The sequence below is a fragment of the Pseudomonas resinovorans NBRC 106553 genome (assembly GCF_000412695.1).
Classification (GTDB): Bacteria; Pseudomonadota; Gammaproteobacteria; order Pseudomonadales; family Pseudomonadaceae; genus Metapseudomonas; species Metapseudomonas resinovorans_A.
Map to the genome: position 1 here is coordinate 3,231,795 of NC_021499.1, position 12,931 is coordinate 3,244,725.

Below are 12,931 nucleotides of genomic sequence, written 5' to 3' on the forward strand. Positions count from 1 at the left end.
GTTACTTCTTTGGCGTTTGAAAGAAGTGACTCGCCCGGGAAGGCGAAACAGAAACCCGAACCCCGCTCGGCAATGAACTGGACAACCGAACCGATCGATCGTGACCGTCAATCAACCACCCTGGCCTCGGGAAAGCGCCAGCTGCCATCGAGTATCTCCGCACGAGGCTTGTACAGCCGCACCATGTAGTTCCAGCCAGCGGTGATCGGCAGGCAGTTGGCAACCTGCCCATCGCAGCCGCCGAAACGCACCACAATGCGGCCATCGCTCCCGCGTTTGGCGGTGAGATTGTTGAGCGCGTAGGCGTTCTGCGGGTTGCGCTCGAAGTAGCCGGCACCGTTGTAGACGCTGATGGACCAGAACGCGTCCACCGGCACGTCTTTCACCTCCAGCTGGTACGGGGTGGCGCCGTCGTTTCTCGTGGGCGTGACGTTCAGGTAGTAGGCATCCTTCTCCGGGTTGCCGCCCCAGGCCGACGCGCTGCCGATGAAATGCCGAACGGGATCGACCTTCCCCGGCTGGCCGAACATGCCCCGGGAGTCCGGAACGGTCGCGGCGAGTTTCAGCACCGAGCTGCGCAGCTCCGTGAGGCTGGCCTGGTCCCACTGGGGAATCTCGAAACGCCCTGGCCCCTTGGCCTGCTCCACCTGGACGCGGTCCTGCAGCGCGTGGGCCGCTTGCAGGTCGCTGGCCGAGGTCGAGTCGGCCAGCGTGCGCACGCCCAACAGCACATAGCGCGTACCCACCGCTTCGCGGGTGAAACGATAACGCCCGGGGGCGTAGGACAGGTCAGGGGTGTACTGGTCTTCGCTGATGGCGATCAGCGAGAGGTAGCGTGAGCCCGCATCAGGCAGCGTGACGCTGACCGGCCCGGCCTCCAGGTCGAACACCGCCGACGAGTACAGGGTGTCCCGGTTGGGGCGGATGACCACCTGGCTTTCCACCGGCACCAGTTCCCGGTTATGCACGAACTTGCCGAAACCGCCGCGATCCACGACGCGCTTGAAGAACTTGTGGGATTCGGCGCGGACGAAACTGTCTGCCGTCACCGGCACCTCGGTCGCGTGGGCACGATTACCGAGGAAGAGCGGCAAAAGCAGGACGAAAGCCAGCAGCGGGACCTTGAGAGCGTTCACCTTGGGGCTCCTTCTTGTTGGAATGGACACGATCAATCGACGCGCTGGACCCTGGGGGCCTTCCAGCTGCCGTCGAGGGCTTCGGATTTGGGCCAGTAGAGACGGCCGGCGATGTAGAACGGGCCATCCGGTGCCGGCAGCCAGTTGGCTTCCCGCTCCTTGGCCGGGCGTTCATGCTGGATGTACAGGGTCACCCCACCGTCGGCGTCGCGGTTCAGCTTCGGCAGCATCGGCGAGTTGATCAGGTAGCGGTTCAGCGGATTGGCCACCAGGAAACGCGAGGCGTCGTACAGGGTCAGCGACCAGAAGGCGTTGACCGGCGGCAGCTGGCCGGGGGCGAAGCGCAGGATGTAGCGATGGCGCGAGGCGTCCAGTTTCTGCCCGTCGCTGTCGAGGTAGAACGGTGGGTAGATGGTCTCTTCCTTGTCGTTGCCATACAGCCCGGTGACCGTCGCGCGCATCCGGTACAGGTAGTTGTTGGCGAGGAATTCGCGGCTACCGAGGAAACGGGTGGTGGAAACCTCGCCCCGCGCCACCTGCTGGCCCAGCGCGTCGAAGTCCTTCCAGGCATCCTTGATGCCGGCGGTCATCGCCTCGCGGATGTCCGCTGGCAGCGCCTTTTCGTCGAAGCTACGCCCCGGGCCGATGCCCAGCTTGGCGAAGCGCTCCATCAGTGCACGTTCGGACGGGTGGATGGGGCAGAAGCCCAGCACGAAATTCAACTGATTGAAGAACGCCAGGCTCGTGCGTTCCGCCTCGGCGCTGAGCGGTACCGGGAAGTCGACGGCGGGCGCGGCGGTCGGGGCCGGCTGGCCGAGGAAGGCCGAAAGCGGCTGGACCTTGTAGCCGGCCTGCACCTTCTTCACGTTCTCCAGGTCGTTCGGGCCCTTGAGCTGCGTGCGATAGAAGACGAAGGCGAACTGGGTTTCGGAACGGAACACCCGGTCGATGCCCGGCGGCACGGTGCCCTTCCAATCGGGCCCGACCAGCAGGAAGGTGCCGCCACCGTTGCCGGTGGTGCGGCTGCCCACATAGCCGAAGTTGTGGGTGTAGGCGTCGACGAGCTGCGCCGAGTAGTAGCGTCCCTCCTCCACCACCGGCAGGGTCAGTACCAGCGGCTCGCTGCGCAGGTCCGCGCCCAGTTGCGAGTACGGCGTGTCCGCGTTGGGCGTGGGGTAGGCCTTGTCGTCCGGGGTGTAGATGCGCGCGGTGTTGTGCAGGGTGTTCCACGGCGCCTTGAACTCGGGATGCGCGCGGTCCTGGAAATAGGTGTACTGGACCCGGTAGTGGTCCACCAGGGGGAACCCATAGGTATAGGCCTCCTTGGCGATTTCCCGCGCCTCGGCCGGGGTCAGCGCCTCGGCGCTGGACACGTAGGCATGGGTCAGCAGGGCAAGGAGTGCAACCGCGAGGCTGCGCTTTAAATTGTTCTTGTTCACGTGTAGCTCCCTGTAGCGATGAGGCATGAGGCCTCAGGTTTTCTCGGGATCGTCCTGCGGATACCACTCGGTGGCACGGCGGGCGGCGTCACCCTCCGGGTGATAGGCGTGGCAACTGCCGATCACCCAGTGCCGGGGCATCTGGAACTCGGGGTCGTGGGCGGCGCGCTGGCGCAGGCGTTTCTGGATCACCGGCGCCAGGGTCCGGATCGCGGTGGTGGCCATCGGGCCCAGCAACTCGGTGAGGTGGGTGCAGCCCTTGATGCCACCGACCCGCTCGGCCACCCGCTTCTTGAAGCCGGGCCCCATGCTGACGCCCACCAGGGCCGCGTAGGCCTGGTTGATATGGCTGCACACCGGCGTCGGCGCCTGCTCGGAGATGGCCTCGATATGCCGGATCACCAGCGTGCGGTCCAGGGTGATGAGGATGCGCATCTGGTGCAGCACGCCGTTGGCGGGAATGGTGCCGTAGGGGAAGTCGGTGTCGACGCCCTTGGTGTCCAGCAGCCTCCCCTCGATGTCGAACAGCCCGTCGTCCCGCTCGTAGCCGGTGCAGACCACCTGGCGCGTGTGCAGCAGGCGACGCTCTAGCGCTTTCTCTTCCATGCGACAGCCTCCTGGAAGAAGAAGGGGCGCCGGAGCGCCCCCGCATTCACATCAGACGTTGCCGATGCCGCCACCGCAGACCAGGACCTGGCCGGAGACATAGTCGGACTCGGGGATGCAGAACAGGTAGACCGCACCCGCCGCCTCCTCGGTATTGCCCGGACGGCCCAGGGGGATCATGGTCTTCGACTGCTCGACGATGGCCGGGCTGATGCCCACCTTGATCTCGCGGCCTTCGATGTTGATGTAGTTCGGGTCGCCTTCCACCGGCTGGGTCTGGCGGGTCTCGATATGGCCGAAGGCGACGGCGTTGACGTTGACCTTCATGCGGCCCCACTCCTTGGCCAGGCACTTGGTCATGCCCAGCACGCCCGCCTTGGCGGTGGAGTAGTTGACCTGGCCCGGGTTGCCGCCGGCGGAGGTGGAGGCGATGTTGACCACCTTGCGGTTGACCACGCGGCCTTCGGCGGCCTCCTTCTTGGCCATGGCGCTGATGATCGGCTGGGCGGCGCGCAGGATGCGGAACGGCGCGGTGATGTGGCAGTCGAGGATGGCGTACCACTGCTCGTCGCTCATCTTCTGGATCACGTTGTCCCAGGTGTAGCCGGCGTTGTTGACGATGATGTCGATGGCGCCGTAGTTGTCGACGGCCGTCTTGACGAAACGGTCGGCGAAATCGACGGCGGTGACGCTGCCCACGCACGCCACGGCTTCGCCGCCGGCGGCGCGGATCTCGGCCACCACTTCTTCTGCCGGGCCGGCATCCAGGTCATTGACCACCACGCGGGCGCCGTCGGCGGCCAGTTTCAGGGCGACGCTGCGACCGATGCCACGGCCCGAGCCGGTGACCAGGGCGACTTTGCCTTCGAGTTTCTTCATGGGAATGTTCCTTGTTCTTGTGGGGTTCAGGCGATGGCCACGACGGCTTCGCCGATCAGTTTTTCGTCGCCGTACTGGTTGCCGCAGCGAATCGCCAGGCGTACGCGGGTCTCGCCGTCGGCTTCGAATTTCTCGATGACCCGGCCACTACAGGTGGGGATGTGCCCCAGCTGGGTGATGCCGGTGAAGCGCACCGACAAGCTGCGCACGGAGGTCTGCGGCACCCAGGCGGTGAGCAGGCGACCGAGGTAGGCCACCGAGAGCATGCCGTGGGCGAACACGTCGGGCTGGCGTGCCTTGCGGGCGAAATCGAGGTCGATGTGCACCTGGTTGTGGTCACCCGAGGCGCCCGCGTACAGGGCCAGGGTGGTGCGGTTGACGGCGGGCAGCACCAGCGGCGGCAGTTCGAAGCCGACCTGCAGGTCGTTGAATCGGGGAAGGCTCATTCCGGGCTCCTCAGCGCTGCACGAGGGATGAACGGATATCGGCGATGTGCCGGCCGTCCTGGTTGCTGACCCGGGTTTCCTGGACCACGAAGGTCAGCGCCCCGCCCTTCTTCTCGTAGACGTCGACCACGCGGGTATCGAAGGTCAGCACGTCGCCGGCGAAGGCCATGCCGTGATAGGTGAAGCCCTGCTCGGCATGCAGGATGCGACCGAGGTCGAAGCCGAAGATGCCTTCCACTATGTGGTCGCTGTCGCGCCCTTCGGCTTCCAGGCACATCAGGAAGCTCGGCGGCACCGGCAACGACGGGTAACCGGCGGCCTCGGCGGCGGCTTCGTCGGTGTACACCGGGTCGGTCTCGCCGATGGCCTTGGCGAAGAAGCGCAGGCGGCCCGTCTCCACCAGGGCGGTGGTCACGCCCAGGCTGCAGCCGATCAGACTCTTGTCTGCCATGTCTTGGAATCCTGTTGGTGGGGAAACGCGCGCCCGTTTCGGGCGCGCATCGTCGTCAGCCGCGACCGAACAGGGTCACGATGCCGGCGCCGCCCAGGCCCAGGTTGTGCTGCAGGGCGTGCTGGAGGCCTTCCACCTGGCGCTTGTCGGCGGTGCCGCGCAGCTGGTGGGTCAGCTCGTAGCACTGGGCGAGGCCGGTGGCGCCCAGGGGGTGACCCTTGGACAGCAGGCCGCCGGACGGGTTGATCACCACGTGGCCGCCGTAGGTGTTGTCGCCATCCAGCACGAACTTCTCGGCGCCGCCCTCCGGGCAGAAGCCCAGGCCTTCGTAGGTCAGCAGTTCATTGTGGGCGAAGCAGTCGTGCAGCTCGCAGACACGGATGTCCTCGGGGCCGACGCCGGCCTTTTCATAGACCTCGGTTGCGGCCTGGCGGGTCATGCCGACACCGACAATGCTGATCAGCGACGGCGGGTCGAAGGCTTCCACCTTATCGGTCACCAGGGCCTGGGCCAGGATGGAAACATCGGTACGCAGGCCGTGCTTCTTGGCGAAACGCTCGGAAACGATGATCGCCGCGGCGCCGCCGCAGGTGGGCGGGCAGGCCATCAGGCGGGTCATCACGCCGGGCCAGATCACCTGGTCGTTCATCACGTCCTCGGTGGTCACCACCTTGCGGAACAGCGCCAGGGGGTTGTTGGCCGCGTGGCGGCTGGCCTTGGCGCGGATGGCGGCGAAGGTTTCCACCTTGGTGCCGTACTTGTCCATGTGCTCCTTGCCCGCGCCACCGAACAGGCGCAGGGCATTGGGCATGTTCTCGCCCTCGGGGAAGATACGGCGGGAAACGTCCATACCCATGCCATAGGTGGTGGGACGGTCGGTCCAGTGGTCCTTCAGGGCGCCCGGCTGCATCTGCTCGAAGCCGTAGGCCAGGGCGCAGTCGACAGCGCCGCTTTCAACGGCCTGGCGCGCCAGGTAAAGCGCGGTGGAGCCGGTGCCGCAGTTGTTGTTGACGTTGATCACCGGAATCCCGCTCAGGCCCACTTCGTAGAGCGCCGACTGGCCGCTGGTGGAGTCGCCGTAGACGTACCCGGCATAGGCCTGCTGGACCTTGTCGTAGTCCAGGCCGGCGTCCTGCAGTGCCAGGCGAATGGCCTGCGCGCCCATTTCAATGTACGTACCGCTCTGGCCAGGCTTGGCAAACGGAATCATGCCGACACCGGCTACATAGACTTTCTGCGACATCACTTTCTCCAAGGTCAGTTGACGAGCTTTCCGGGCCGCACCGCTGTGCTCGATGGAGAGCGCGGCGACCCTTGGATCGATGGTTGCGCAGCGGCCGCCCCTCACACCCCCCCTCGTGGAGGGGGCGGATTCGGAGGGGGTCGAGGGAGGTGCGACGGGCGGGAACGATCCCCCCCTACTGGAGGGGGATGGGTGGGGGATGCCGGGGATAGCGTGTGCTCGCGGTCCTGAAAAACAACAAGAAAGTCTTCAGAGAGGAACCAACACGTGACACAAGCAAGACATGCAACCTCACCGAAGCGGCAAGCGCTGTCCGGCAACGGCGCCGCCCAACACCTCACATCCTTCAGCCCGCGCCTGCTGGCCGTGGCGATCGCCCTGGGTACCTGCAGCAACGCGGGCGCCGTGAGCTTCCAGCTGGGCGAGATCGAAGGCACGTTCGACTCGTCCCTGTCCGTCGGCGCCAGCTGGGCCGTCCGTGGCCCGGACCCCATGTTCATCAACTCCGCCAACACCCTGGGCATGCGCGGCAAGTCCGCCACCCGGACGGCGGACGACAACCGCAAGAACTTCAAGAAGGGCGAAACCTTCTCGAAGATCTTCAAGGGTGTGCACGACCTGGAGCTGAAATACGGCGACAGCGGCGTCTTCGTCCGTGGCAAGTACTGGTACGACTTCGAGTTGAAGGACGAGCACCGGCTGTTCTACGACATCGACGACAGCGGCCGCGACGACCTGGCCAAGTCCTCCGGCGCCGAGTTCCTCGATGCCTTCGTCTACCACAACTACAACCTGGGCGACCTGGCCGGCAACGTGCGCCTGGGCAAGCAGGTGGTGAGCTGGGGCGAAAGCACCTTCATCGGCAACTCCATCAACTCGATCAACCCCATCGACGTCGCCGCCCTGCGCCGTCCGGGCGCCGAGGTGAAGGAAGGCCTGATCCCGGTGAACATGCTCTACGTCTCCCAGGGCCTGACCGAGAACCTCACCGCCGAGGCCTTCTACCAACTGGAGTGGGACAACTCGGTGGTGGACAACTGCGGCACCTTCTTCGGCTCCGACCCCCTGCCCCAGGGCTGCAACGATCGCCTGGTGTTCGCCGGCCCCGACCTCGCACCCGGCGTCGCCAACAACACCGCCTCCGCCCTGCAGATCCTCCGTGGCACCGTGGTGGACAACGTCTACATGCCGCGCCTGCAGGACAACGATCCCCGTGACAGCGGCCAGTTCGGCGTCGCCCTGCGCTGGTTCGTGCCGGAGCTGAACGACACCGAGTTCGGCTTCTATGCCATGAACTACCACAGCCGCAACCCCTACCTGAGCTTCAAGCAGACCACCGTGGCGCCGATCACCGCTGCCCAGGTCGGCGCCCTCCCCGCCCCCGCCCGCCCGCTGGGCGTGGCGCAGAACCAGTTCGACCGGGTCCGCGCCGCACGCTACTTCGTGGACTATCCGGAGGATATCCGCCTCTACGGCATCAGCTTCCAGACCACCGTGGGCGCTACCGCCGTTGGCGGCGAACTGAGCTACCGGCCGAACATGCCGCTGCAGATCAATACCGCCGACCTGAACCTGGCGGCGATCCAGTCCACCGATACCGACTTCCGCACCCAGACCTCGCCGGTCTTCACCACCGGAGAAACCGCACAGGTCCTGGGCGGCGACCTGCCGGGCTACAAGCGCATGCCGGTCATGCAGGCACAGCTGACGGCTACCCAGTTCTTCGACCAGGTCCTGGGCGCCAGCCGCCTGACCCTGGTTGGCGAGGTGGGCTACAACCGCATCAACGGCCTGGGCAGGGCCGACGGCACCGATATCCGCTTCGGCCGCAGCCCGGTCTATGGCGCGGGCGAGTTCCCCGGCACCCAGAACGCCACCGTCTGCGCCACCGCCACCAACCCGCAGAAGGAGTGCAACAGCCACGGCTTCTACACCTCCGACTCCTGGGGCTATCGCGCCCGCGCCAGGTTGGACTACCCGAACGTGATCGCCGGGATCAACTTCGCGCCCAACCTGGCCTGGTCCCACGACGTGGACGGCTGGGGACCGAACTTCGAGGAAGGCGCCAAGGCCGTCAGCGTCGGGCTGGATGCCGACTACCTGAACACCTACACCGCCAGCCTCTCCTACACCGACTTCTTCGGCGGCAACTTCAACACCAGCACTGACCGCGACTTCGTCTCGCTCAGCTTCGGCGTGAACTTCTGAGCCGAAACCGGCAGAGGGTAATTCCATGAAAGCAAGCATGATCATCAAAACCGGCGCCCTGGCGCTGTCGCTGCTGGCCACCAGCGTCATGGCCGCCGTGACCGAGCAGGAAGCTGCCCAGCTGGGCAGCACCCTGACGCCCGTGGGCGCGGAAAAGGCCGGCAACGCCGACGGCAGCATCCCGGCCTGGGATGGCGGCCTCAAGCCCGGCGCAGCCCCGGTGGACGCCAAGGGCTTCCTCGGCGATCCGTTCAAGGACGAAAAGCCGCTGTTCACCATCACCGCGGCGAACGCCGAGCAATACAAGGACAAGCTGACCCCCGGCCAGCTGGCGATGTTCAAGCGCTACCCGGAGACCTACAAGATCCCGGTGTACCCGACCCACCGTACGGCCTGGTCGCCTTCGAACATCTACGACGCCGCGAAGCAAAGCGCCACCGGCGTGGAACTGGTGAGCGACGGTAATGGCCTCGGCAATTTCTCCGCTTCGCGCTACTACGCCTTCCCGATTCCCAAGAACGGCGTCGAGGTGTACTGGAACCACGTGACCCGCTACCGTGGCGAGAACATCCATCGCTGGGCGGTGCAGGCCGTGCCCCAGGTGGACGGCGCCTACACAGTGGTGGAGACCGAGGACCGGAACAGCTTCCCGCAGTTCACCGACGGTGTTAACGCCGAGGAAGCCAAGAACGTCCTCTACTACTACATCTTCGCCGTCAACGCCCCCGCGCGCCTGGCCGGCACCGTGTCCATGGCCCACGAGACCATCGACCAGGTGAAGGACCCGCGCAAGGCCTGGACCTACAACGCCGGCCAGCGCCGCGTGCGCCGTGCCCCGCAGCTGGCCTACGACGCCCCCGGCCTGGCCTCCGACGGCATGCGTACCTCGGACAACGCCGACATGATGAACGGCTCGCCCGACCGCTACGACTGGAAGCTGATCGGCAAGAAGGAGATCTACATCCCCTACAACAACTACAAGCTGCAGTCGCCGAGCCTGAAGTACGCCGATATCGTCAAACCCGGCCATATCAACCAGGACCTGACCCGCTACGAACTGCACCGCGTGTGGCACGTGCAGGCCACCCTGAAACCGGGCGAACGGCATATCTACGCCAAGCGCGACATGTACTTCGACGAGGACACCTGGGTCATGGCCGAGGTGGACCACTACGACGGCCGTGGGCAGATCTGGCGCGTGGGTGAGAACTACACCTACAACCACTACGACAAGGGCCTGAACGCCCCGGCGGCGCAGGGTTTCTACGACCTCATCGCCGGGCGCTACATCGTCGCGGCCATGAGCAACGAATCGAAGCTCGCGCCGCAATACGGTGTGCGTACCAAGATGTCCGAGTTCACCCCCGCCGCCCTGCGCAACGCCGGCATCCGCTGACCTGTTGACCGCAGCAAGAAAAACGCCCCGCACTGCGGGGCGTTTTTCATTGCAGCCGGATGAAGATGGGTTTCGCTCCGCTCTACCCATCCTACGGATGTGCTTCGGTGCTCGGAGGAACTCGCAGGATGGGTAGAGCCTGCGAAACCCATCAACTCACGGCACGATGAAGTCCCGGAGGTATGGCGCCCTGCAACGCCGATGGGTTTCGCTCCGCTCTACCCATCCTACGGATGTGCTTCGGTGCTCGGAGAAACTCGTAGGATGGGTAGAGCCTGCGAAACCCATCAACTCACGGCACGATGAAGTCCGGGAGGTATGGCGCCCTGCAACGCCGATGGGTTTCGCTCCGCTCTACCCATCCTACGAATGTGCCTCGGTGCTCGGAGGAACCCGTAGGATGGGTAGAGCCTGCGAAACCCATCAACTCACGGCACGATTAAGTCCGGGAGGTATGGCGCCCTGCAACGCCGATGGGTTTCGCTCCGCTCTACCCATCCTACGGATGTGCTTCGGTGCTCGGAGGAACTCGTAGGATGGGTAGAGCCTGCGAAACCCATCAGCCGTAGGGTGGATGCCGCGATCCACCAGCGGAGCCATGGTCAACGCCGCTCTACAGCACCTGACGGTAGATCGCCCGGGCGTCGTCGAAGCTCATTTCCCGGGGGTTGTTGGCCAGCAATCGGCTCTGCTTCATGGCATCGACCGCCAGCTCGTCGAGGTCGGCTTCGCCGATACCCAGTTGCCCCAGGCGCGTGGGCAACCCCAGGTCCCCCGCCAGGCCGCCCAGGTACTCGGCCAGGGCATTGGCCCTGGCCGGCACGTCGCCAGCCAGGCCCGGCAGGACGATCTCCGCCAGCTCCGCGTACAGCGGTGCCGCCGCTTCCAGGTTGAAACGCACCACCGGCTCCAGCACCAGGGAGTTGGACAGGCCGTGGGGAATATGGAACCGCGCGCCCAGGGGATAGGCCAGGGCATGCACCGCCGCCACCGGCGAGTTGGCGAAGGCCATCCCCGCCAGGCAGGCGCCCAGCAGCATGTTCTCCCGGGCTTCCAGGTCCGTGCCGTCGCGGCAGACCTGGTGCAGGTTGGCCGAGAGCAGGCGCAGGGCCTCGCGGGCCAGGCAGTCGGAGATGGGGTTCTTGAGGTATTTGCTGGTGTAGGACTCGATGGCATGCACCATCGCGTCGATACCGGTGGCGGCGGTGACCTGGGCCGGCAGGCCCCGGGTCAGCTCGGCGTCCAGAATGGCCAGGTCAGGCAGCAGCAGTGGCGAGATGACCACGTTCTTCTGCCCCTCGCCAGTGGTCACCACGGAAACGGCGGTGACCTCCGAGCCGGTACCCGCGGTGGTCGGTACCAGGATCAGCGGCAGGCGCGGCCCCTTGGCCAGGTTGATGCCATAGACCTCGGCCAGGGATTCGCCACTGCGGGCGAGCAAGGCCGTCAGCTTGGCGGCATCCAGGGAACTGCCACCGCCAAAGCCGATCACGCAATCCGCCGAACTGTCCCTGGCGGCCTCCACCGCGGCAAGGATCACCGGCTCCGGCGGATCGGCCTGCACGTCGGCAAACAGCGTCACCTCGATGCCGTCGCGGGCAAGCTCGGCCAGCACCGGATCGAGCAAGCGCGCGGCGAGGACGCCGGGGTCGGTGACCAGCAGCACGGACTGGCAACCCAGCCCGCGTACCTGGGTGGCGAGGCGGCGGGCGGCGCCGCACTCGATATGGATGGATTTGGTCGTGTTGAACGCCAGGGTTCGCATGGGACGGCCTCGTTATCTGCTTCGGGGGTGAGGCGCTGCCGGCAGGCACCGCAGCCGGCACGATAGGAGCGATCACGCCCCACCCTCCCCCCCCAGTAACGAGTGGGCCGCGCTAGGGCGCCGAATAGCGCTCCATCAGGTCGCCCATGCGCGCCAGGTACTCCGCGCGCCCCAGGTGCAGGATGTGGTTGCCGGGGAACCAGTGCAGCGCGCTGCCCGGCCAGTGCCGTTGCAGTAGGCGCAGGTGACGCGGCATGGTCACCCGGTCGCCGGCGCCGCCGATGATCAGCATCCGTTGGCCTTCCAGTGGCGAGGCGTAGGTCAGCGGGTTGTGCACCGCCAGCAGCCCGCGCATGTGGGCGACGCCCACGCCCTGCTGGCGCATCAGCAGCGACAGCAGCGCGCCGGTGGGCTGCCATTCGAGGAACACATCGATCGGGCTCACCGCCGGCACGATGGGGATGCAGTAGGACAGGCGATCGTCGACCGCCGCCAGCAACGCCGCCGTGTAACCGCCGAGGGAAATACCCGCCACACCGATCTGCTCGACCCCTCGCCCCTGCAGGTAATCGATGAATACGCGCAGGTCGTGGATCGCGTGCATCGGCGACTCGTTGAACGACACCAGGCCGCGACCGAACAGGCCCTGGCCGCTGAACCACGAGCCGGGTTCGGCGCGCCGGCCGTGAAAGGGATAGGTGAACAGCAGGATGTCGTAACCACGCTGGTAGAAGCCCGCCAGCGACAGCGCATGGGCGTTCAGCCAGTAGGGATCGGCGGCGAAACCGTGGATCACGATCAGTGTCGGCCTCGGCCGGTCGCCGTGGCACCAGTGCTGGGCATGGGCGACCCGGTTGCGCTGCATGGCGTCGAACTGCGGGCGGGCGTAGGGGTTCAGCGGCTGGAAGGGACTATCGAAGCTCAGCTGCAGGCGGCGGATGCGATCATCTGATAGTGCCTCCATCTTGACCTTGATGTCCTTGGCTGGCGGCAGGAACACCTTGGAGGCATCACCGGCCCGTGCCAAGGGCTCATAGAAACGCAGCGCATCGAACTCCTCCTGCATGCGGCCCTTGCCCTTCAGCGACGCCAGCATGGCCGTCGCCACCGTGGTCGACAGCGACGTGCGCATCACCCGCTCCAGGGCTCCGGTGCCATGGACCTTCAGGGGATGCACGGCATCCAGCCAGGTGCCGTCCGCGTGCAGCCAGAAATCCTCCGGCAAGCGTTCCCACCAGGGCGCGCGGGAATCCCCCGGCATCTCCCGGCCAGCCATCAGCTCATCGTTCATCGCATCCAATCCCCCGAAAACGCCCTGCCCTTCGCCCCGCCGGTCGGCGCCGGGGCCCATGACCGACAGCT

At 66.0% G+C, this 12,931-nt stretch carries 11 protein-coding genes; 2 read left to right on the forward strand and 9 right to left on the reverse strand.

The window, feature by feature from the left end:
• Positions 1–107: 107 nt before the first annotated feature.
• Genes PCA10_RS14655 through PCA10_RS14685 form a run of 7 tightly spaced genes read right to left on the reverse strand, consistent with a single transcriptional unit; the run spans position 108 to position 6,200 of the window.
• Positions 108–1,136 carry a DUF1254 domain-containing protein gene (locus PCA10_RS14655; protein ID WP_016492838.1) on the reverse strand — a complete coding sequence of 343 codons (1,029 nt, stop codon included), beginning with the start codon at positions 1,134–1,136 and terminating at the stop codon, positions 108–110.
• Between the two features lie 32 nt (positions 1,137–1,168).
• Positions 1,169–2,575 carry a DUF1254 domain-containing protein gene (locus PCA10_RS14660; RefSeq protein WP_016492839.1) on the reverse strand — a complete coding sequence of 469 codons (1,407 nt, stop codon included), beginning with the start codon at positions 2,573–2,575 and terminating at the stop codon, positions 1,169–1,171.
• Between the two features lie 33 nt (positions 2,576–2,608).
• Positions 2,609–3,181: a DUF2889 domain-containing protein gene (locus tag PCA10_RS14665; RefSeq protein WP_016492840.1), complete on the reverse strand. Its 573-nt coding sequence runs from the start codon at positions 3,179–3,181 to the stop codon at positions 2,609–2,611.
• 51 nt (positions 3,182–3,232) lie between these two features.
• Positions 3,233–4,060 carry an SDR family NAD(P)-dependent oxidoreductase gene (locus tag PCA10_RS14670; RefSeq protein ID WP_016492841.1) on the reverse strand — a complete coding sequence of 276 codons (828 nt, stop codon included), beginning with the start codon at positions 4,058–4,060 and terminating at the stop codon, positions 3,233–3,235.
• A gap of 26 nt (positions 4,061–4,086) precedes the next feature.
• Entirely contained in the window at positions 4,087–4,506 is a 420-nt protein-coding gene (locus PCA10_RS14675) for a MaoC family dehydratase (RefSeq protein WP_016492842.1), read from the reverse strand.
• Between the two features lie 10 nt (positions 4,507–4,516).
• Complete coding sequence (locus PCA10_RS14680) at positions 4,517–4,957, reverse strand: MaoC family dehydratase N-terminal domain-containing protein (RefSeq protein WP_016492843.1); 441 nt, start codon at positions 4,955–4,957, stop codon at positions 4,517–4,519.
• 55 nt (positions 4,958–5,012) lie between these two features.
• Entirely contained in the window at positions 5,013–6,200 is a 1,188-nt protein-coding gene (locus PCA10_RS14685) for a lipid-transfer protein (protein ID WP_016492844.1), read from the reverse strand.
• Between the two features lie 309 nt (positions 6,201–6,509).
• Here PCA10_RS14685 and PCA10_RS14690 point away from each other — a divergent pair, with 309 nt between their 5' ends.
• Together PCA10_RS14690 and PCA10_RS14695 are read left to right on the forward strand one after the other, a co-directional pair.
• Positions 6,510–8,408 carry a DUF1302 domain-containing protein gene (locus PCA10_RS14690; RefSeq protein WP_051148077.1) on the forward strand — a complete coding sequence of 633 codons (1,899 nt, stop codon included), beginning with the start codon at positions 6,510–6,512 and terminating at the stop codon, positions 8,406–8,408.
• A gap of 25 nt (positions 8,409–8,433) precedes the next feature.
• A complete protein-coding gene (locus PCA10_RS14695) occupies positions 8,434–9,804 on the forward strand; it encodes a DUF1329 domain-containing protein (RefSeq protein WP_041770279.1) in 1,371 nt (456 codons plus the stop codon).
• Positions 9,805–10,417: 613 nt separating this feature from the next.
• On the opposite strand, the gene PCA10_RS14700 is transcribed toward PCA10_RS14695, so the two are convergent.
• Together PCA10_RS14700 and PCA10_RS14705 are read right to left on the reverse strand one after the other, a co-directional pair.
• Positions 10,418–11,569 carry an iron-containing alcohol dehydrogenase gene (locus PCA10_RS14700; protein ID WP_016492847.1) on the reverse strand — a complete coding sequence of 384 codons (1,152 nt, stop codon included), beginning with the start codon at positions 11,567–11,569 and terminating at the stop codon, positions 10,418–10,420.
• Between the two features lie 112 nt (positions 11,570–11,681).
• A complete protein-coding gene (locus PCA10_RS14705; protein WP_016492848.1) occupies positions 11,682–12,860 on the reverse strand; it encodes an alpha/beta hydrolase family protein in 1,179 nt (392 codons plus the stop codon).
• Between the last annotated feature and the right edge of the window lie 71 nt (positions 12,861–12,931).